The sequence below is a fragment of the Streptococcus sp. ST14 genome, from assembly GCF_046098195.1.
GTDB lineage: Bacteria > Bacillota > Bacilli > Lactobacillales > Streptococcaceae > Streptococcus.
Map to the genome: position 1 here is coordinate 41,895 of NZ_JBJUSF010000012.1, position 18,690 is coordinate 60,584.

The 18,690-nt window shown below is 41.6% G+C and carries 23 protein-coding genes and 1 pseudogene; 20 read left to right on the top strand and 4 right to left on the bottom strand.

Going from position 1 to position 18,690, the window contains the following annotated elements; translation table 11 throughout:
* The first annotated feature begins 6 nt into the window (after nt 1-6).
* The 3 genes from ACIY19_RS05505 to yaaA all read left to right on the top strand — a co-directional run bounded on the left by ACIY19_RS05505 (nt 7) and on the right by yaaA (nt 2,629).
* Complete coding sequence (locus ACIY19_RS05505) at nt 7-1,602, top strand: hypothetical protein (RefSeq protein WP_409002891.1); 1,596 nt, start codon at nt 7-9, stop codon at nt 1,600-1,602.
* A gap of 96 nt (nt 1,603-1,698) precedes the next feature.
* The gene (locus tag ACIY19_RS05510; protein WP_142358010.1) at nt 1,699-1,803 is read left to right on the top strand and encodes a DUF3953 domain-containing protein; all 105 of its coding nucleotides are present in this window, start codon (nt 1,699-1,701) and stop codon (nt 1,801-1,803) included.
* Between the two features lie 97 nt (nt 1,804-1,900).
* Nucleotides 1,901-2,629 carry a peroxide stress protein YaaA gene (gene yaaA, locus ACIY19_RS05515; protein WP_409002892.1) on the top strand — a complete coding sequence of 243 codons (729 nt, stop codon included), beginning with the start codon at nt 1,901-1,903 and terminating at the stop codon, nt 2,627-2,629.
* Between the two features lie 31 nt (nt 2,630-2,660).
* On the opposite strand, the gene ACIY19_RS05520 is transcribed toward yaaA, so the two are convergent.
* Both ACIY19_RS05520 and ACIY19_RS05525 read right to left on the bottom strand, forming a co-directional pair.
* Nucleotides 2,661-3,209: an NADPH-dependent FMN reductase gene (locus tag ACIY19_RS05520; RefSeq protein ID WP_409002893.1), complete on the bottom strand. Its 549-nt coding sequence runs from the start codon at nt 3,207-3,209 to the stop codon at nt 2,661-2,663.
* Between the two features lie 91 nt (nt 3,210-3,300).
* The gene (locus ACIY19_RS05525) at nt 3,301-3,747 is read right to left on the bottom strand and encodes a MarR family winged helix-turn-helix transcriptional regulator (protein ID WP_000816325.1); all 447 of its coding nucleotides are present in this window, start codon (nt 3,745-3,747) and stop codon (nt 3,301-3,303) included.
* Nucleotides 3,748-3,865: 118 nt separating this feature from the next.
* Here ACIY19_RS05525 and ACIY19_RS05530 point away from each other — a divergent pair, with 118 nt between their 5' ends.
* The 16 genes from ACIY19_RS05530 (at nt 3,866) to ACIY19_RS05605 (ending at nt 14,850) form a co-directional block, all read left to right on the top strand.
* Nucleotides 3,866-4,342 carry a DUF5590 domain-containing protein gene (locus ACIY19_RS05530; protein ID WP_409002894.1) on the top strand — a complete coding sequence of 159 codons (477 nt, stop codon included), beginning with the start codon at nt 3,866-3,868 and terminating at the stop codon, nt 4,340-4,342.
* A 9-nt stretch (nt 4,343-4,351) separates the two neighbouring features.
* Nucleotides 4,352-5,530 (top strand): pyridoxal phosphate-dependent aminotransferase, encoded by a 1,179-nt coding sequence (locus ACIY19_RS05535; protein WP_409002895.1) that lies wholly within the window; start codon nt 4,352-4,354, stop codon nt 5,528-5,530.
* A 152-nt stretch (nt 5,531-5,682) separates the two neighbouring features.
* Nucleotides 5,683-7,026 (top strand): asparagine--tRNA ligase, encoded by a 1,344-nt coding sequence (asnS, locus tag ACIY19_RS05540; RefSeq protein ID WP_070696298.1) that lies wholly within the window; start codon nt 5,683-5,685, stop codon nt 7,024-7,026.
* Between the two features lie 148 nt (nt 7,027-7,174).
* Entirely contained in the window at nt 7,175-7,465 is a 291-nt protein-coding gene (rpsF, locus tag ACIY19_RS05545; RefSeq protein WP_001151782.1) for a 30S ribosomal protein S6, read from the top strand.
* A gap of 11 nt (nt 7,466-7,476) precedes the next feature.
* The gene (gene ssbA, locus ACIY19_RS05550; protein ID WP_409002896.1) at nt 7,477-7,947 is read left to right on the top strand and encodes a single-stranded DNA-binding protein SsbA; all 471 of its coding nucleotides are present in this window, start codon (nt 7,477-7,479) and stop codon (nt 7,945-7,947) included.
* A 31-nt stretch (nt 7,948-7,978) separates the two neighbouring features.
* Entirely contained in the window at nt 7,979-8,218 is a 240-nt protein-coding gene (gene rpsR, locus ACIY19_RS05555) for a 30S ribosomal protein S18 (protein ID WP_000068664.1), read from the top strand.
* A 230-nt stretch (nt 8,219-8,448) separates the two neighbouring features.
* Nucleotides 8,449-8,958 carry a GNAT family N-acetyltransferase gene (locus ACIY19_RS05560; protein WP_409002898.1) on the top strand — a complete coding sequence of 170 codons (510 nt, stop codon included), beginning with the start codon at nt 8,449-8,451 and terminating at the stop codon, nt 8,956-8,958.
* Nucleotides 8,959-9,039: 81 nt separating this feature from the next.
* Nucleotides 9,040-10,440, top strand: coding sequence for a bifunctional Cof-type HAD-IIB family hydrolase/peptidylprolyl isomerase (locus tag ACIY19_RS05565; RefSeq protein ID WP_409002899.1), 1,401 nt, complete (start codon nt 9,040-9,042; stop codon nt 10,438-10,440).
* Between the two features lies 1 nt (nt 10,441).
* Complete coding sequence (locus tag ACIY19_RS05570) at nt 10,442-10,801, top strand: S1 RNA-binding domain-containing protein (protein ID WP_000689620.1); 360 nt, start codon at nt 10,442-10,444, stop codon at nt 10,799-10,801.
* A gap of 53 nt (nt 10,802-10,854) precedes the next feature.
* On the top strand, nt 10,855-11,604 hold the full coding sequence (locus ACIY19_RS05575; RefSeq protein ID WP_000657018.1) for a tRNA1(Val) (adenine(37)-N6)-methyltransferase: 750 nt from the start codon (nt 10,855-10,857) through the stop codon (nt 11,602-11,604).
* On the top strand, nt 11,594-11,878 hold the full coding sequence (locus tag ACIY19_RS05580; protein ID WP_000349631.1) for a GIY-YIG nuclease family protein: 285 nt from the start codon (nt 11,594-11,596) through the stop codon (nt 11,876-11,878). The genes ACIY19_RS05575 and ACIY19_RS05580 overlap by 11 nt, the downstream gene beginning before the upstream one ends.
* 85 nt (nt 11,879-11,963) lie before the next feature.
* Nucleotides 11,964-12,899: a manganese-dependent inorganic pyrophosphatase gene (locus tag ACIY19_RS05585; RefSeq protein ID WP_409002900.1), complete on the top strand. Its 936-nt coding sequence runs from the start codon at nt 11,964-11,966 to the stop codon at nt 12,897-12,899.
* A gap of 53 nt (nt 12,900-12,952) precedes the next feature.
* Entirely contained in the window at nt 12,953-13,279 is a 327-nt protein-coding gene (locus tag ACIY19_RS05590; RefSeq protein ID WP_409002901.1) for a DUF2568 domain-containing protein, read from the top strand.
* A 122-nt stretch (nt 13,280-13,401) separates the two neighbouring features.
* On the top strand, nt 13,402-13,914 hold the full coding sequence (locus tag ACIY19_RS05595) for a YiiX/YebB-like N1pC/P60 family cysteine hydrolase (protein ID WP_409002902.1): 513 nt from the start codon (nt 13,402-13,404) through the stop codon (nt 13,912-13,914).
* The gene (locus tag ACIY19_RS05600; protein WP_409002903.1) at nt 13,898-14,548 is read left to right on the top strand and encodes a DUF1803 domain-containing protein; all 651 of its coding nucleotides are present in this window, start codon (nt 13,898-13,900) and stop codon (nt 14,546-14,548) included. Before ACIY19_RS05595 ends, ACIY19_RS05600 begins: the two co-directional genes overlap by 17 nt.
* Before the next feature lie 101 nt (nt 14,549-14,649).
* On the top strand, nt 14,650-14,850 hold the full coding sequence (locus tag ACIY19_RS05605) for a CsbD family protein (RefSeq protein WP_033584493.1): 201 nt from the start codon (nt 14,650-14,652) through the stop codon (nt 14,848-14,850).
* 32 nt (nt 14,851-14,882) lie between these two features.
* Here ACIY19_RS05605 and ACIY19_RS05610 read toward each other — a convergent pair whose 3' ends face one another.
* A complete protein-coding gene (locus ACIY19_RS05610; RefSeq protein ID WP_409002904.1) occupies nt 14,883-16,328 on the bottom strand; it encodes a UDP-N-acetylmuramoyl-L-alanyl-D-glutamate--L-lysine ligase in 1,446 nt (481 codons plus the stop codon).
* A 105-nt stretch (nt 16,329-16,433) separates the two neighbouring features.
* Between ACIY19_RS05610 and ACIY19_RS05615 the strand changes: the two genes are divergently transcribed.
* On the top strand, nt 16,434-18,056 hold the full coding sequence (locus tag ACIY19_RS05615) for a polysaccharide biosynthesis protein (RefSeq protein ID WP_061586655.1): 1,623 nt from the start codon (nt 16,434-16,436) through the stop codon (nt 18,054-18,056).
* Nucleotides 18,057-18,110: 54 nt separating this feature from the next.
* Here ACIY19_RS05615 and ACIY19_RS05620 read toward each other — a convergent pair.
* Nucleotides 18,111-18,690, bottom strand: a pseudogene (locus ACIY19_RS05620) (ISL3-like element IS1167A family transposase); the annotation flags it as partial.

Here is an 18,690-nt window from a genome sequence, read left to right on the forward strand (position 1 = left end):
ACTCAGATGAAACGCATACTATTTGAACTTGTTTTTATCGCAACGACTTGGTATATCTTTTTGCCGCCCATCAATCTGACTAGTTGGGAATTCATCTTCTTTCTCTGTGGGCATCTGGTGGTGATGGGGATTTTGTTTAGTTTCCGCAAGGATACCAATCTCCTCAAAACTGTTCATGTACGTCATGGCAAGGCTGCCAAAGATCTCAATCTAGAAGGATTCCTTTTTACCAAACTTAGTAGAGGATTGTTTCTGACTGCAGGTATCATCTTTGCCCTTGCTGGTCTGGTAAGCCTGGTAACCTCTAGCTTTTTCCAAGCCAAAAATTATGCTAATGTGGTGTCTATCACAGAAAAAGACTTTAAAGATTTTCCTAAGAGTGATACCAGTAAGGTTCCAATCCTAGATCGGAGCACTGCAGAGAAGATTGGAGACCGTTATCTAGGCTCTCTGACGGATAAGGTCTCCCAGTACGTAGCAGCAGATACTTATACCCAGCTGACGGTTGATGGCAAACCTTATCGAGTGACTCCTTTGGAGTATGCCGACCCGATCAAATGGTTTAATAATCAGTCCAAGGGAATTGGCGAGTACATCAAGGTTGATATGGTGACAGGAAATGCGGAATTGGTGGATTTAAAAACGCCCATGAAGTATTCAGACTCTGAGTATTTTAACCGAGACGTCAAACGCCATCTTCGGATTAAGTACCCAACCAAGATTTTTAAAACGCCCTCCTTTGAGGTGGATGATGAAGGCAATCCCTTCTATGTAGCAACCGTTTATCAAAAACAGTTTGGTCTAGGAGTACCTCGTCCTTCGTCTGTTATTATCTTAGACGCCACCAATGGAGAAACCAAGGAATACAGCTTGGATGAAGTCCCAGAATGGGTGGATCGTGTCTATCCAGCAGAAGAAACCATCCAGCAAATCAACTACAACGGTAAGTATAAAGACGGCTTCTGGAATGCCTTGATTTCTAAGAAAAATGTTACCCAAACAACAGAGGGCTATAACTATCTTTCTATTGGAAATGACATTTATCTCTACACGGGGGTGACTTCAGCAAATGCTGACGAAAGTAATTTAGGTTTTATCCTTGAAAACATGCGTACAGGTGAAATCACCAAGTACAATCTAGCATCAGCAACCGAAGAATCTGCCCGTGCTTCCGCAGAAGGAGCCGTGCAAGAGAAAGCCTACAAGGCTACCTTCCCTATCCTTGTCAATCTCAACGACAAACCGCTCTATATCATGGGCTTGAAGGATAATGCAGGCTTGGTAAAGGAGTATGCATTGGTCGATGCCGTGGAGTACCAAAACGTCATCGTAGCAACTACGGTAGATGAACTCCTCAGCAAGTATGCCAATAAAAACGACCTCGAGCTAGATAATGAAACGGTAGAAAACATCAAGGGAGTGATTTCAGACCTTAAATCAGCTGTCATCAAGGGTGATACCGTCTACTTCTTTAAAGTTGATGGCAAGATTTATAAGGTCAAGGCTTCAGTATCAGACGACCTTCCTTACCTCGAAAATGGCCAATCCTTTGAAGGTCAAGTTGGAAAAGATAATTATCTCAAGACTTTTAAAGTACAATAATACTCTTCGAAAATCAAATTCAAACTACGTCAGCGTCGCCTTGCCGTACTCAAGTACTGCCTGCGGCTAGCTTCCTAGTTTGCTCTTTGATTTTCATTGAGTATAAAAATAGGTTTTCTCAGTTCAAGGAGAAAAAAAGATAAATTCTTATCTATCTTAACAAGCTTAGCTGGCACAGCCCTTGTTCTCGTGGCTATCTGATTAGGATGACCAAAATAAACAGAGAAACCTCGGTATGAACCGAGGTTTTTAAGATGAAATTCTTGGTCGTGGTTGAAAAATATGCTACACTAACAATATGAAAATTTTAATCCCAACAGCAAAAGAAATGAACACAGACCATCCTTGTATCGAAGCGCTCCCCTTGAGGGAAGAAAGTCAGGTAGTCCTTGACTCACTGGCGCACTACTCAGCTAGTGAATTAGAGACTTTTTATAAGGTATCTGCCGAGAAAGCAGAAGAAGAGTACGCTCATATTCAAGCTCTAAAAGATTACAGGGCTAAAAACTATCCAGCCTTGAAACTTTTCGATGGTCTCATGTATCGTCACATCAAACGAGATGGGTTAACCGAGGCTGAACAAACCTATCTTGAAAATCATGTTCTGATTACCTCGGCTTTATACGGTGTTGTCCCCGCCTTGTCGCCCATGGCTCCTCACCGTTTGGATTTCTTGATGAAGTTAAAAGTTGCTGGTAAGACTTTAAAGAGTCATTGGAAGTCAGCCTATGATGAGGCGCTTCAGGATGAGGACTTGATATTCTCACTCCTATCATCAGAGTTTGAAACCGTATTTTCGAAGGAAATCAGAGAAAAGATGGTGACCTTCAAATTTATGGAGGACAAGGCAGGTCAGCTGAAAATCCACTCAACTATTTCAAAAAAAGCCCGTGGCGCCTTTTTGACCGCCTTGATAGAAGGGCAAGTCCAAACAGTTGACCAAGCTCGCCAGCTCAGTTTTGCAGGTTTTGACTACCGACCTGATTTATCAAGTGATTTAGAACTCGTCTTTGTGAAACAAGCATAAAACCAGCTCATTCGAGCTGGTTTTTGCTAGATTAGTTGATGGCTACAAGAAGGTCGTCCGCTTGTTTTGCAAGTGATGAAGCAGTTGCTTCTTCTAACACCAATTTTCCGTCTGCCCAAGCAGAGTCATTGACACGAGCAGCTGTAAAATCACCAACGACTTGTGTACGGATAAATGGCAAGAGGTCTTTGTAAATAGCAAAGAGTTGATCGTGACCAGCATTGGCTACAGATGAGACAGTAACAAACTTGTCTTGGAGGGCAGAAGCACCACGTGTATCAGACAAGTCAAGGGCGCGAGAGAGCCAGTCAAGCAAGTTTTTCACTGTTCCAGGGATAGAGAAGTTGTAGACTGGAGAGAAGATCCAGATAGCATCCGCAGCAAGGACTGCTTCACGAGCAGCAGCTACAGCTGGATGAGTTGGAACTTCCAAATCTTGGCTGAAGAGAGGAACAGCTGAGTAATCAAGATAGCTAACTTCTGCTTTTCCAGCAAGTGCTTTTTCAGCTTCGAGGGCCATTTGGTGGTTGAAAGAACCTTGGCGAAGTGAACCGACGATAAATAGTACTTTTTTAGACATGATGTGTCTCCTTTAGTTTAAAATTCAAAGAGCGAGCCCTTTTGTTACCATCTATGTTACAACAAATGATACTAATTAGCAATAATTTTGCTCACAAATTTTTAAATTTTTTTAAAATGCGGATTAAATCTTCCTTTTCGCCATCTTCCAAGATGCTGAGTGCTTCTACGATCGAATCGATATGGTCAGGAAGAACCTCTTCGATTTTTCTGCGTCCTGCAGGTGTTAATTTCAGGAAAAAAGAGCGACGATCCTTGGAGTCGCAAGTTCTAGAAATCCACCCATCTCGAACCATATTTCGAATGACAACAGTCATGTTTCCAGAAGTGGCCAACATTTTTTCAATCAAATCCTGAATGCGTAGTTCCCCCTTGCTATAGAGGGTTTCCAAAACTGAAAATTGAGTGGGTGTTAGCCCGTGTTCTTTAGCGGCTTTGGCTTCATATGGTTTAAAGGTTCGTAGGGCTTTATTGAGGACGATAGCTGTTTTTAAGTCTAGTTGATTATCGGAAATTTTCTTTTTCAAATATTGTTTCATAAGGTTATTTTATCAATAATGAGAGAGAAAAACAAGAACTTACATTTTATAGGAAAAGAATCTTAGAATGTTCCTGTCTTCACTTGTAATAAAGAAGGAGAGATGGTAAAATAGACGAGTGAAACTAAGACAGAAAAAAGCAAAAAACAAGCTACTTTTACAGTATGGAATCGGCATTGCTCTGGTAGTACTAGTCATGACCACTTCCTTCCTTTATCTGATATCACTCAGCATGAAACCCTATCAAGATGCTAGAGTTGAGGGAGAAAAACTAGCCAAGCAGTATGCAGAATTGGAACAGGCAGATCAGGTTGATTTCTATAATGGACTAGAAGGTTATTACAGCGTTTTAGGACATAATAAAAAGCAAGAGGCCATTGCAGTACTGATTGAAAAGAATGACCATAAGATTTATGTTTATCAGCTTGATAAGGGGATTTCTCAAGACAAGGCAGCGACGATTTCGAGGGAAAAAGGAGCTAGCGACATTGACAAAGTCACCTTTGGTCGCTATCAGGACAAGCCGATTTGGGAAGTTAAGTCAGGAAACCAGTACTATCTAGTTGACTTTGAAACAGGAGCAGTGATCCAATAAGGAGGGCATATGAAACTATCCAAACGTGTACTAGAGATGGAAGAAAGCGTCACTCTAGCCAGTGATGCAAGAGCCAAAGCATTAAAAGCTCAGGGAAAAGATGTTCTTTTCTTAACCTTGGGACAGCCTGATTTTCATACTCCTGAAAACATTCAGGATGCAGCGATAGAAGCGATTCGAGATGGACGAGCTTCCTTTTATACAGTTGCTTCAGGCCTACCAGAGTTAAAAGCGGCGGTTAATACCTATTTTGAACGCTACTATGGGTATTCCGTAGCGGCTAACGAGGTTACCTTTGCCACAGGTGCTAAGTTCTCTCTCTATACCTTTTTTATGGCCGTGGTCAATCCAGGTGATGAGGTCATCATCCCTACACCATACTGGGTTAGTTATGGAGACCAAGTCAAGATGGCAGAAGGTGTGCCAGTTTTTGTCCAGGCCAAGGAAGACAATTACTTTAAAGTAACAGTAGAGCAGCTAGAAGCAGCCCGAACAGATAAGACCAAGGTCTTGGTTCTCAATTCGCCATCGAATCCGACTGGTATGATTTACTCTCGTGAGGAACTCAGGGCTATCGGAAATTGGGCTGTTGCGCATGATGTCCTTATCCTAGCAGATGATATTTATGGACGTCTGGTTTATAACGGGAACGAATTTGTTCCAATTTCTAGTCTGTCAGAAGCCATTCGCAAGCAAACCATTGTGATTAACGGTGTATCTAAGGCCTATGCCATGACTGGTTGGCGGGTAGGTTATGCTGTGGGAAATCCTGAAATTATCGCTGCTATGAGCAAACTAACAGGACAAACAACTTCCAATCTGACTGCCGTATCGCAATATGCTACCATTGAAGCCCTAACTGGACCGCAAGACTCTGTTGAAACCATGCGCCAGGCTTTTGAGGAACGTTTGAACACTATTTACCCTCTCTTGTGCCAAGTACCAGGATTTGAAGTTGTCAAGCCCCAAGGTGCCTTCTATCTCTTCCCAAATGTCAAAAAAGCGATGGAGATGAAGGGTTATACCGATGTGACAGAGTTTACAACGGCTATTCTCGAAGAAGTCGGCCTTGCCTTGATTACAGGAGCTGGATTTGGAGCACCAGAAAATGTTCGTCTCAGCTATGCCACAGACTTGGACACATTAAAAGAAGCTATTCGTCGTTTGCACCAGTTTATGGAAAAATAAAACTTAGAATCTTCGCCTTTTTAGCGAAGATTTTTTGTAACGAAAATCTCGCGATTTTTCTCTAGTAGAACCTAGCTATCACAGTCCATTTATGGTAAAATAGTGGGTAATGATGTCTTCGGACAAGTTAAACGAAAAAAGGAAGATAGATTATGACAAAACGTGTAACAATTATCGATGTAAAAGACTACGTTGGTCAAGAAGTGACCATCGGAGCCTGGGTTGCCAACAAATCTGGAAAAGGGAAAATTGCCTTCTTGCAATTGCGTGATGGGACAGCCTTCTTCCAAGGAGTTGCCTTTAAACCAAACTTTATTGAAAAGTTCGGTGAGGAAGTGGGACTTGAGAAGTTTGATGTCATCAAACGATTGAGCCAAGAAACTTCTGTTTATGTGACAGGAATTGTCAAAGAAGACGAACGTTCTAAGTTTGGCTATGAGTTGGATATTACAGATATCGAAGTGATCGGTGAATCTCAAGACTACCCAATCACACCAAAAGAACACGGAACAGACTTCTTGATGGACAACCGTCACTTGTGGCTCCGCTCTCGTAAGCAAGTGGCGGTGATGCAAATCCGTAACGCTATCATCTATGCAACTTATGAGTTTTTCGACAAGAACGGCTTCATGAAATTTGATAGCCCAATTCTTTCAGGAAACGCGGCTGAAGATTCAACAGAACTCTTTGAAACAGATTACTTCGGAACGCCAGCCTACTTGAGTCAATCAGGTCAGCTTTACCTAGAAGCAGGAGCTATGGCTCTTGGCCGTGTCTTTGACTTTGGTCCAGTATTCCGTGCTGAAAAATCAAAAACGCGCCGTCACTTGACTGAGTTTTGGATGATGGATGCGGAGTACTCATACTTGACACACGATGAGTCACTTGACTTGCAAGAAGCTTATGTTAAAGCTCTTCTTCAAGGCGTTTTGGATCGTGCGCCTCAAGCCTTGGAAACCTTGGAACGTGATACAGAGCTTTTGAAACGCTACATTGCAGAGCCTTTCAAACGTATCACTTACGATCAAGCCATTGACCTTTTGCAAGAGCATGAAAATGATGAAGATGCTGACTACGAGCATCTTGAGCATGGCGATGACTTTGGTTCACCACACGAAACATGGATTTCAAACCACTTTGGTGTGCCAACATTTGTTATGAACTACCCAGCAGCTATCAAGGCCTTCTACATGAAACCAGTTCCTGGAAATCCAGAGCGCGTACTTTGTGCAGACTTGCTTGCACCAGAAGGTTACGGAGAAATCATCGGTGGTTCTATGCGTGAGGAAGACTACGATGCCCTTGTCGCTAAAATGGAAGAACTTGGCATGGATCGTACAGAGTATGAATTTTACCTTGACCTTCGTAAATATGGTACAGTACCACACGGAGGATTTGGTATCGGTATTGAACGTATGGTAACTTTCGCAGCAGGTACAAAACATATCCGTGAAGCCATTCCATTCCCACGTATGTTGCACCGTATCAAACCATAAATTAGTAAAAAGAAGATAATTTCATCTTCTTTTTTCACTTTTATCTTGCTATCTATCAGTTTTTCTAGTATAATAGTTTATTGTGAGCAAACCTCACTTACCCCTTGCAAAGACTAGGGGTCATTAGACCAAAAGGAGGAACATATCAATGGCTAAATACGAAATTCTTTATATCATTCGTCCAAACATTGAAGAAGAAGCGAAAAACGCTTTGGTAGCACGTTTTGACTCTATCTTGACTGACAACGGTGCAACTGTTGTTGAATCAAAATCATGGGAAAAACGTCGTCTTGCATACGAAATCCAAGATTTCCGTGAAGGACTTTACCACATCGTTAACGTTGAAGCAAACGACGACGCAGCTCTTAAAGAGTTTGACCGTCTTTCAAAAATCAACGCTGACATTCTTCGTCACATGATCGTCAAACTTGACGCGTAAGAAGGTAAATTATGATTAACAATGTTGTACTTGTAGGGCGTATGACACGTGACGCTGAGTTGCGTTATACCCCATCAAATGTAGCAGTTGCGACTTTTACTCTTGCAGTAAACCGTACATTCAAGAGTCAAAATGGCGAACGTGAGGCTGATTTCATCAATGTCGTTATGTGGCGCCAACAGGCTGAAAATCTTGCTAACTGGGCTAAAAAAGGCTCTCTTATCGGGATCACAGGTCGTATCCAGACTCGTAGTTACGATAACCAGCAAGGACAACGTGTCTACGTAACAGAAGTCGTGGCTGAGAATTTCCAAATGTTGGAAAGCCGCGGAGTGCGCGAAGGACATTCAGGTGGAGCTTATTCTGCACCAACTGCTGGTCGATCAGCACCTGCAAACCCAGTACCAGACTTTTCACGTTCTGAGAATCCATTTGGAGCAACCAATCCATTGGACATTTCAGATGATGATTTACCATTCTAATGGACAATTAATACTATAAAGGAGAAAAAACATGGCTCAACAACGTCGTGGCGGATTCAAACGCCGTAAAAAAGTTGATTACATCGCAGCAAACAAAATTGAATATGTTGATTACAAAGATACTGAGCTTCTTAGCCGTTTCGTTTCAGAACGTGGGAAAATCCTTCCTCGTCGTGTAACTGGAACTTCAGCTAAAAACCAACGTAAAGTAACAACAGCTATCAAACGCGCTCGCGTAATGGCTTTGATGCCTTTCGTAAACGAAGATTAAAAAAGAGGTCCGGGGGACCTCTTTTTCAGACCCCAACGGGTCTTTTTTTCATGAGCCTTGAAATGAGAGAGCGAGTTGGGTCCAGTGGCCCTTTTTTTCAGACTTTTCCAGGACTCTGTTAGAATGGAGTCCCTTTTGACCTAGTAAGATTCTTTTGTCTTACTAGGTTTTTTCTTTTAATCTCTATTATCGTGCTATAATAGTGGAAGAAGGCTTTTAAGGAGTACCTTATGGAAACAACGTGTCTGATTAGAAAAATGCAAACATCTGATGTTAAAGAACTATCCCAAGGTTTTACCAATCAAGGTTGGCCGGGTAGAGAAGAAATTTTGGCAAGGTATTTTCTTGAGCAAGAATGTGGTGAGAGAGAAGTCTTAGTTGCAGAGGTTGGGGGTGCTTTAGCGGGTTATGTCACAATTTTGCCTTGCGCTAAGCAGGGGCCTTTTGCAGAAATCTATCCAGAACTATCAGATTTCAATGTCTTTGAACCTTTTCAAAATCAAGGTATTGGAAACCTCTTGCTGGAAGAAGCGGAAAAACGAGTTAAGCTCATATCGGATAAGGTTACCCTTGGTGTTGGGCTCCATTCAGGGTATGGACCTGCCCAGAGATTGTACATCAAACGAGGTTATATTCCAGATGGGACGGGTGTTTGGTATCGAAATCAGCCCTTGGAAATGAATGCAACTATTCAAAATAATGATGATTTAGTTCTGTACCTATCCAAGAAGTTCGAATAAGAGATAGCGAATTTTTTTGAAGATAGGGGATTTCTCTACTTTATGGTATAATGGAAAGAGTGATAAAAAAGAGGTAGAGAGATGGATGCAAAATTAAAATACAAGGCAAAGAAGATTAGAATTGTCTTTTTTGACATTGATGATACCTTGCGTACGTCAAAGACGGGCTTTATTCCAGCTACAATTCCCACTGTTTTTAAGCAGTTGCGAGAGAAAGGGATTTTAACAGGTATCGCCTCTGGGCGAGGTATTTTCGGTGTTGTTCCAGAGATTCTAGAGCTCAAACCGGACTTTTTTGTAACCCTAAATGGGGCTTATATAGAAGATAAAAAAGGCCAGGTCATTTATCAGCATCAGATTGACAAGTCAGATGTTGAGGAGTACATTTCTTGGACGAAGGACGAGGGAATTGAGTACGGCCTGGTTGGTAGTCATGACGCCAAACTCTCCACGCGAACAGAACTGATCAGTGAGGCGATTGATCCGATTTATCCAAACTTGGATGTGGATCCTAACTTCCATGAAAAAGCAGATATTTACCAGATGTGGACCTTTGAGGATAAAGGGGATGACTTGCACCTACCAGATAGTCTCTCAGGTAAACTTCGAATGGTGCGTTGGCATGAACATTCATCAGATATCGTGCCGATTTCAGGATCCAAAGCAACTGGTGTAGCCAAGGTGGTGGAACATCTAGGCTTTAAACCAGAGAATGTCATGGTCTTTGGGGACGGTCTTAACGATTTAGAACTCTTTGATTATGCAGGTATTAGTGTTGCTATGGGAGTTTCCCACGAAAAGATCAAAGAAAAAGCAGATTATATTACAAAAACAGTAGAAGAAGATGGCATTTTTGATGCCTTAGAAGGATTTGGTATGGTAGAAAAAGAATTGCATTTCCCACAAGTAGACATTGAAGCAGTAGAAGGTCCGCTTGCGACCATTAAAACAAATCACGGAGACTTGCGTATCAAGCTCTTCCCTGAACATGCTCCCAAAACAGTAGCCAACTTTGTTGCTCTGTCAAAAGACGGTTACTATGATGGTGTGATTTTCCACCGTATTATTAAGGACTTTATGATCCAAGGTGGAGATCCAACTGGTACTGGTATGGGTGGTGAGTCAATCTACGGCGACTCTTTTGAAGATGAATTTTCAGAAGAACTCTACAATATCCGTGGTGCCCTTTCTATGGCCAATGCGGGTCCAAATACCAATGGCAGCCAGTTCTTTATCGTTCAAAACCAACATTTGCCGTACTCTAAAAAAGAGATTGCGCGTGGTGGCTGGCCTGAACCAATCGCTGAGATTTATGCAGAACAAGGTGGAACTCCTCACCTTGACCGTCGCCATACTGTTTTTGGGCAATTGGTGGACGCAGAATCGTTTGCGGTCTTGGATGCCATTGCAGCTGTTGAGACTGGTGCAATGGACAAACCAGTTGAAGATGTAGTAATTGAAACGATTGAAATTGAGGACTAGAATGAAAATTGGTGATAAGCTAACTGGGCGTATTACAGGAATTCAGCCCTATGGTGCCTTTGTTGAGTTAGAGACAGGGGTGACAGGGCTGATTCACATCTCGGAGATTCGGACGGGATTTATTGAAAATATCTATGACATTTTAAAAATTGGTGATGAAGTCCAAGTTCAGGTGGTGGATTTTGACGAATACACTGGGAAGGCTAGTCTTTCTATCCGTACCTTGGAAGAGGAAAAACATCAATTGCCAAGACGGAGACGTTTTTCAAATGATCGGATCAAGCACGGTTTTGCACCACTTGGGCGAATGATGCCTGTTTGGACGCGTGAGGCACTAGAGTATTTAAAGAAGAAGCCATAAATACGATTATTTAAATCGTTTGTAATATTAACATCATTTGTTATAATAAAAGTATGAAAGAAGAACAATTATTAAAACCAGGAGAGCGAATCAATCAGCTCTTTTCGACAGATATCAAAATCATCCAAAATAGAGAGGTGTTTAGCTATTCGGTGGATAGTGTTCTTTTATCACGCTTTCCTCGCTTCCCTAAACGGGGTTTAATTGTGGACTTTTGTGCTGGAAATGGTGCAGTGGGACTTTTTGCTAGTTCACGTACTCAGGCGCGGATAATATCTGTAGAGATTCAGGAGCGCTTGGCGGATATGGCAGAGCGTTCGGTTCAGTTGAATGGCTTGGAAGAGCAGATGCAGGTCATCTGTGATGATTTGAAAAATATGCCTGCCCACATTCAGGGAAGTAAGGTGGATATGATTTTGTGCAATCCGCCTTATTTTAAGGTGGATCCGCATTCCAATCTGAACGAGAGTGAACATTACCTTCTGGCCAGACACGAAATTACGACTAACCTAAAAGAAATTTGCCGTAGTGCTCAGAGTATTCTCAAGTCTAATGGCCGTTTGGCCATGGTTCATCGTCCAGATCGGCTCTTGGATATCTTAGACATGCTTCAACGCCATAATTTAGCACCCAAGCGCCTGCAATTTGTCTATCCTAAACGTGAGAAGGAGGCTAATATGCTCTTAATCGAAGCTATCAAGGATGGATCGACCAGTGGCTTTAAGGTCTTGCCACCACTCATCGTTCACAATGATGATGGTTCTTATACACCAGAAATTCAAGAGATTTACTATGGATCATAAGGCCTATATGTATGTGGTGGAGTGTCGCGACGGTTCTTACTATACGGGCTATACAACGGATGTGAAGAGGCGCCTTGCCGTTCATAATAGTGGTAAGGGAGCCAAGTATACCCGAGCTCGCTTGCCAGTCAAACTCATCTATGTAGAGGGTTTTGCCAGTAAGGAAGAAGCCATGTCTGCCGAGGCTCTCCTCAAACGAAAGAAACGTCCTCAGAAAGAACGATTTTTATCTGAAAATCAAGAGAAAAATCTAGTCAACCATATTGATGTCTAAGGAGGAGTCTTTTGGCTCCTCTTACTTTTGTCAAAAGAGGAAAAAAGTGCTACAATAAGATGAATAAATTTAAAGAGGTATTATCATGTCTAAGATTCTAGTATTTGGTCACCAAAATCCAGACTCAGATGCCATCGGGTCATCTGTAGCCTTTGCTTATCTTGCAAAAGAGGCTTATGGATTGGACACAGAAGCAGTAGCACTTGGAACTCCTAATGAAGAAACAGCTTTCGTTTTGAACTATTTTGGTGTAGAAGCACCACGAGTCATCACATCTGCTAAAGCAGAAGGTGCAGAACAAGTCATCTTGACTGACCACAATGAATTCCAACAATCAGTATCAGATATCGCTGAAGTAGAAGTTTACGGTGTTGTGGATCACCACCGTGTGGCTAATTTTGAAACTGCCAGCCCACTTTACATGCGCTTGGAACCAGTTGGATCAGCTTCATCTATCGTTTACCGCATGTTCAAAGAACATGGTGTGGCAGTTCCTAAAGAAATCGCAGGTTTGATGCTTTCAGGTTTGATTTCAGATACCCTTCTTTTGAAATCTCCAACAACACACCCATCTGATAAAGTCATTGCTCCTGAATTGGCAGAATTAGCAGATGTCAACTTGGAAGAGTACGGTTTGGCTATGCTGAAAGCTGGTACAAACTTGGCTAGTAAATCTGCTGAAGAATTGATTGACATCGATGCTAAGACTTTTGAACTCAACGGAAATAAGGTTCGTGTTGCTCAGGTTAACACAGTTGATATTGCTGAAGTCTTGGAACGCCAAGCTGAAATCGAAGCAGCTATGCAAGCTGCCAATACTGCAAATGGCTACTCTGATTTTGTCTTGATGATTACAGATATCGTCAACTCAAATTCAGAAATCCTTGCTCTTGGATCAAATATGGACAAGGTGGAAGCAGCCTTCAACTTCAAACTTGAAAATAACCACGCTTTCCTTCCAGGTGCTGTTTCACGTAAGAAACAAGTGGTGCCTCAGTTGACTGAAAGCTTTAATGGGTAATATTTAAAGAATATTTGAGACTGTTAATTTGACTATTTATAGAAGGTGATAGCATGATGCGATTGATTGAAGGACTGCGCTTTTTGGTTGAGGCTGTGGCAATCCTTGGTCTTTTCTCCGTGTCTGTGATACAAATTTCTTGGCTGGAAAAATTCCTATTTTTTCTTCTAGCAGTTCTATTAATCTTTTTTTGGGCGCGATATATGGCACCAAAATCTCCACATGCTTTTAAAAAATGGCATCGCTTCGTTGCTGAGACATCGATTTTTATTTTGGTTAGTGGTAGTTTTTGGCATTTGTATGGATTGCAAATAGGAATCCTCTACTTAGCTCTGTCTTTTGGAAGTTTGGGTCTGCTTTATTATTTTCAGCTAGAGTGATTCTTATAATATATTTAATGAATTATTTAAATGGTAATTATTTGACTGGAGATTGACACGAGAAAACAGTGTTTTCCTTATAGCTAAAGGGGTTTCGGCTCCTTTTTTTCTAGGAGAGAAAGATGTTAGAAAATGGTGATTTGATCTTTGTGAAGGATCTTTCAGATATGGGGCAGGCCATCCAGGCTTCTACGGGGAACTATAGTCATGTAGCCATCTTTTTGGACGGTTTGATCTACCATGCTAGTGGGCAAGCAGGTGTCATCTGTCAAGAACCAGCTGATTTTTTTGAACAGACTCATCTCTACGACCTTTATGTCTATCCAGAGATGGAAGTTGACTTGGTGAAGGAGAAGGCTTATCAATATCTAGGTGCTCCTTATAATAGCTCGTTTTATCCGGATGGGAATGGCTTTTATTGCTCCCAGTATATTGCTGAAATCCTACCGATTTTTGAAACTATTCCCATGAAATTTGGGGACGGGGAGCAGGAGATCAGTGATTTTTGGAGGGACTATTACAGGAAACTCGAACTTCCTGTGCCCCTGAATCAACCAGGGACCAATCCTAGTCAACTAGCAGCATCCCCTCTTTTAGAATGTAAAGAAAGGAATCTTCATGATTCAGATTTTTAATCCCTCTCGTTTGACTCGACAGCCATTTTTTATAGATTTGGTGGACTATCTGGACCAGCATGATGATGTGATCCTCCGAGAAATCAAGGCCCAGTTTCCAGATGTAGCAGTTGATAAACTCATGGAAGAGTATATAAAGGCAGGTTTGATCCGAAGGGAAAACAAACGTTATTCCCTTAATCTCCCTTTTCTAGAATCAATAGACAGTCTGGTCCTTGACCAAGAGATTTTTGTCAGAGAGGATAGTCCAGTCTATCAAGCTTTGCTGAAAAAGACTTTTGAGACAGAATTGCGCAATCAAACCAATGCTGCCATTTTAGTCGAAGATACGGACTTTGCAAGAGAAAAGATGACCCTATCCAACTATTTCTACAAGGTCAAGCACCAATATCCTTTGACAGAAAAACAGCAGAAACTCTATGATATTTTAGGAGATGTTAACCCTGAGTATGCCCTCAAATATATGACGACTTTTTTGTTAAAATTCCTCAAAAAAGATCAACTGATGCAGAAACGCCGTGATATCTTTGTGGATAGTTTGGTCGTCCTAGGCTATATTGTTCAAAATGAAGAAGGGAAGTATGAGTTGGCTGTTGATTTTGACAAGGAACGGTTGACTTTCTATTTGTCTTAATTGTTTGCTTTTGAGCAGATTGTTTGACTTTGCTAAAGAATAAGCATAAACTAAATGTAAGCGATAACCATTATCGTATTAAAAGCAAAGGAGACAGAGTTATGTCACTTGAAAATAAATTGGATCAAGCAACTGGTGCTATCAAAGAAGGATTTGGTAAAGTTACTGGCGATAGCAAGACAGAAGCAGAAGGCACTGTAGAAAAAACAGTTGCGAAAGCAAAAGAAGTTGTCGAAGAAGCTAAAGGTGCTGTAGAAGGTGCCGTTGAAGGTCTTAAAAATTCATTTAAAAAAGAAGACTAAAAAAATCAAGGGAATGTTTCCCTTGATTTTTTTTATAGATAACGTTCTGCGATAGCTGCGTCTCCAGGATAGTCTTCTTTCTTTCCTTGGACGATTTGGTAACAATCAGCTCCCTTGCCTGCAATAATCACGGCATCGAGTTCTTGATTTGTGATGGCCATGGCCGCCTTGATGGCTTGTTCACGATCGGCAATCTTTTCAACAGGATGACTGATATAGCTACTGATTTCTTCAGCAATGACCATTGGATCCTCATAGTTGGGGTCATCAGCGGTGAGAAAGACATGAATCTCAGGGTGTTGATTGAGGAGGAGTCCAAAGTCTTTGCGACGACTTTCACCCTTGTTTCCAGTCGAACCGAGAACCAGAGCAATCTTTCCAGTTTGATGAGTTTCAACAACAGAAATCAGTTTTTTCAGACTGTCACCATTGTGGGCGTAGTCGATGAAGACCTTGGCTCCATTTTTCTGAGTGAGAACTTCCATACGTCCAGGGACGCGGGTTGCAGCGATCCCTTTTTTGATATCTTCAAGACTGGCACCTAGACGAAGACAGGCAAGTCCTGCAGCAACGGCATTTTCTTGGTTAAAGTGGCCGATGAGTTGGATATCATAATCACCAGCGAGTTTACCTGTAGCGGAAAAGCTAAAGGCTTTGGAGTTCTCGATTTGGTTACTTGACTGGCTACCATAGAAGTCATGTTCTTGATCTTCCACTTGTTCTTTCAATACAGAAAAATGGTCCATGTCGCTATTAATGACAACTGCTCGGCTATTTTTCATCAAGAGACGTTTGTGGTAGAAGTAATCTTCAAAGCTTGGATGCTCAATCGGACCGATATGGTCAGGAGTGATGTTAAGAAAGACACCTACATCAAAGGTCAGACCATAGACTCGATGAACAAGATAGGCTTGGCTAGAGACTTCCATTACAAGATGGGTTCTTCCATTTTTAACAGCCTGAGCCATCATGTCGAAAAGATCGATATTTTCGGGTGTTGAGAAGGAAGATTTAAAGAAGGTCTTGCCATCCAGAGTTGTGTTCATAGTTGACAAGAGAGCTGTTGGGTAGCGTTGAGATAGGATGTGGTAAGCAAAGTAAGCAGCTGTTGTCTTTCCTTTTGTACCTGTGAAAGCGAGAATTTTGAGTTTCTTTTGTGGATTGCCATAGAATTCCATAGCAATTAAACTCATGGCTTTTTTGATATCGTTCACAACGATGACGGGGATACCAACCTCGTAGTCCTTTTCTGCGACATACCAGGCTAAGCCCTGACTTATAGCAGATAGGAGGTATTCTTTTTTAAAAGCAGCGCCTTTTGCAAAAAAAAGAGTGCCTTCTTTTACTTTTCGACTGTCGTAACTGATGCTGTCAAAAACAACTTCACTGTAGTTGTAGTGGTAATGTCCTTGGTCAACAATCTCACGAAAAAGGCCATCTTTCTTTAAAATATCTAATACGGTTTCAATCTTAATCATACTTTCTATTATAAACTTCAAGCCCGAATTTTACAAGTAACAAGGAAAAGTTTATAATGGAAGATAAGGAACTTTTCCTAGTTATCAAAATTGAATGAGGAAGCTATGTCTAACGAAAACAATCACCAGCAAGCCCAGATGTTGCGAGGGACTGCTTGGCTAACAGCTAGTAACTTTATTAGTCGCCTCCTTGGTGCTATCTACATTATTCCCTGGTATATCTGGATGGGGACCTATGCTGCTAAGGCAAATGGACTCTTTACCATGGGCTACAATATTTACGCCTGGTTCTTGCTGATTTCGACAGCGGGTATCCCAGTTGCGGTCGCCAAACAAGTGGCTAAGTACAATACCATGCGAGAAGAAGAGCATAGCTTTGCCTTGATTCGGAGTTTCCTAAGCTTTATGACAGGCTTGGGCTTGGTCTTTGCCTTGGTCTTGTATCTCTTTTCTCCCTGGTTAGCAGATTTGTCAGGTGTGGGGAAAGATCTGATTCCCATCATGCAGAGCTTGGCTTGGGCGGTCTTGATTTTCCCATCTATGAGTGTCATCAGAGGATTCTTCCAAGGGATGAATAACCTGAAACCCTATGCTATGAGTCAAATCGCCGAGCAGGTAATCCGTGTTATCTGGATGTTGATGGCAACCTTCTTCATTATGAAGATGGGTTCTGGTGACTACTTATCAGCCGTTACCCAATCGACCTTTGCGGCCTTTGTGGGGATGGTGGCAAGTTTTGCAGTCTTGATTTATTTCCTTGCCCAAGAAGGTTTGCTTAAAAGAGTTTTTGAAACACGGGATAGGATTAATAGTAAGCGACTCTTAGTCGATACCATCAAGGAAGCCATTCCCTTTATCCTGACAGGATCAGCCATTCAACTCTTCCAAATCTTAGACCAGATGACCTTTATCAATAGTATGAAGTGGTTTACTAACTACAGCAATGAAGACTTGGTTGTCATGTTTTCTTATTTCTCAGCCAATCCTAATAAAATTACTATGATTTTAATCTCTGTGGGAGTTTCAATCGGGAGTGTCGGCTTGCCGCTTTTGACGGAAAACTATGTAAAAGGCGACTTGCAGGCGGCGGCTCGCCTAGTCCAAGATAGCCTCACCATGCTCTTCTTATTTCTACTGCCGGCAACGGTTGGAGTGGTCATGGTAGGGGAGCCTCTTTATACAGTCTTTTACGGTAAGCCAGATAGTCTGGCCATGGGCTTATTTGTCTTTGCAGTTTTGCAGTCTACTATCCTAGGCTTGTATATGGTCTTGTCTCCCATGCTTCAGGCCATGTTCCGCAACCGCAAGGCAGTTCTTTACTTTATCTATGGTTCCATTGCTAAGATCGTCTTGCAATTGCCAACCATTGCTATTTTCCACAGCTACGGTCCTTTGATTTCAACGACTATCGGCTTAATCATTCCGAATGTCTTGATGTACCGAGACATCTGCCAGGTAACGGGTGCTCGTCGAAAGATAATCTTGAAACGGACTATTTTGATTACCATCTTGACCCTTGTCATGTTTATCCTAGTTGGCTTTTTGCAGTGGATAATCGGTTTTGTCTTCCAGCCAAGTGGACGTTTCTGGAGTTTCCTTTATGTGGCTCTCATCGGAGGGCTTGGAGGAGGTCTGTATGGTTTGATGAGCCTACGGACACGACTATTAGACAAGATAATTGGCAAAGCTCAAGCAGACCGACTACGTACACGATTGAAAATATCGTAAAAGGATTTATAAATAAAAGTGGCTCTTTGTCAACTGTAGTGGGTTGATGAAAAGCTAAGCTCGAGAAAGGACAAATTTCGTCCTTTCTTTTTTGATATTCAGAGCGATAAAAATCCGTTTTTTGAAGTTTTCAAAGTTCCGAAATCCAAAGGCGTTTCGTTTGATAAGTTTGATGAGATTATTAGTCGCTTCCAATTTTGCGTTGGAATAAGGTAATTGAAGAGCGTTGACGATTTTTTCTTTGTTCTTTAGAAAGGTTTTAAAGACAGTCTGAAAAATAGGATGAACCTGCTTCAGATTGTCCTCAATGAGTCCGAAAAATTTCTCAGGATCTTTGTTCTGAAAGTGAAAAAGTAAGAGTTGATAAATCTGATAGTGGTGTTTCAAGTCTTCTGAATAGCTTAAAATCTTGTCAAGAATTTCTTTATTTGTTAAGTGCATGCGAAAAGTAGGGCGATAAAAACGTTTATCGCTGAGTTTACGACTATCCTGTTGGATGAGTTTCCAGTAACGCTTGATAGCCTTGTATTCATGAGATTTTCGTTCAAACTGATTCATAATTTGAACACGAAAACGACTCATGGCACGGCTGAGATGTTGGATAATATGGAAACGATCTAGAACGATTTTAGCA

What these genes read in the sequence shown, in the direction of transcription:
- ACIY19_RS05535 (WP_409002895.1), top strand. Translation starts at nt 4,352, where the DNA reads ATGAAACTATCCAAACGTGTACTAGAGATGGAAGAAAGCGTCACTCTA.
- ACIY19_RS05585 (WP_409002900.1), top strand. Translation starts at nt 11,964, where the DNA reads ATGTCTAAGATTCTAGTATTTGGTCACCAAAATCCAGACTCAGATGCC.
- ACIY19_RS05505 (WP_409002891.1), top strand. Translation starts at nt 7, where the DNA reads ATGAAACGCATACTATTTGAACTTGTTTTTATCGCAACGACTTGGTAT.
- ACIY19_RS05615 (WP_061586655.1), top strand. Translation starts at nt 16,434, where the DNA reads ATGTCTAACGAAAACAATCACCAGCAAGCCCAGATGTTGCGAGGGACT.
- ACIY19_RS05600 (WP_409002903.1), top strand. Translation starts at nt 13,898, where the DNA reads ATGATTCAGATTTTTAATCCCTCTCGTTTGACTCGACAGCCATTTTTT.
- ACIY19_RS05580 (WP_000349631.1), top strand. Translation starts at nt 11,594, where the DNA reads ATGGATCATAAGGCCTATATGTATGTGGTGGAGTGTCGCGACGGTTCT.
- ACIY19_RS05605 (WP_033584493.1), top strand. Translation starts at nt 14,650, where the DNA reads ATGTCACTTGAAAATAAATTGGATCAAGCAACTGGTGCTATCAAAGAA.
- ACIY19_RS05525 (WP_000816325.1), bottom strand. Translation starts at nt 3,747, where the DNA reads ATGAAACAATATTTGAAAAAGAAAATTTCCGATAATCAACTAGACTTA.
- rpsR (WP_000068664.1), top strand. Translation starts at nt 7,979, where the DNA reads ATGGCTCAACAACGTCGTGGCGGATTCAAACGCCGTAAAAAAGTTGAT.
- ACIY19_RS05590 (WP_409002901.1), top strand. Translation starts at nt 12,953, where the DNA reads ATGATGCGATTGATTGAAGGACTGCGCTTTTTGGTTGAGGCTGTGGCA.
- yaaA (WP_409002892.1), top strand. Translation starts at nt 1,901, where the DNA reads ATGAAAATTTTAATCCCAACAGCAAAAGAAATGAACACAGACCATCCT.
- ACIY19_RS05575 (WP_000657018.1), top strand. Translation starts at nt 10,855, where the DNA reads ATGAAAGAAGAACAATTATTAAAACCAGGAGAGCGAATCAATCAGCTC.
- ssbA (WP_409002896.1), top strand. Translation starts at nt 7,477, where the DNA reads ATGATTAACAATGTTGTACTTGTAGGGCGTATGACACGTGACGCTGAG.
- ACIY19_RS05595 (WP_409002902.1), top strand. Translation starts at nt 13,402, where the DNA reads ATGTTAGAAAATGGTGATTTGATCTTTGTGAAGGATCTTTCAGATATG.
- asnS (WP_070696298.1), top strand. Translation starts at nt 5,683, where the DNA reads ATGACAAAACGTGTAACAATTATCGATGTAAAAGACTACGTTGGTCAA.
- ACIY19_RS05565 (WP_409002899.1), top strand. Translation starts at nt 9,040, where the DNA reads ATGGATGCAAAATTAAAATACAAGGCAAAGAAGATTAGAATTGTCTTT.
- ACIY19_RS05560 (WP_409002898.1), top strand. Translation starts at nt 8,449, where the DNA reads ATGGAAACAACGTGTCTGATTAGAAAAATGCAAACATCTGATGTTAAA.
- rpsF (WP_001151782.1), top strand. Translation starts at nt 7,175, where the DNA reads ATGGCTAAATACGAAATTCTTTATATCATTCGTCCAAACATTGAAGAA.
- ACIY19_RS05570 (WP_000689620.1), top strand. Translation starts at nt 10,442, where the DNA reads ATGAAAATTGGTGATAAGCTAACTGGGCGTATTACAGGAATTCAGCCC.
- ACIY19_RS05520 (WP_409002893.1), bottom strand. Translation starts at nt 3,209, where the DNA reads ATGTCTAAAAAAGTACTATTTATCGTCGGTTCACTTCGCCAAGGTTCT.
- ACIY19_RS05610 (WP_409002904.1), bottom strand. Translation starts at nt 16,328, where the DNA reads ATGATTAAGATTGAAACCGTATTAGATATTTTAAAGAAAGATGGCCTT.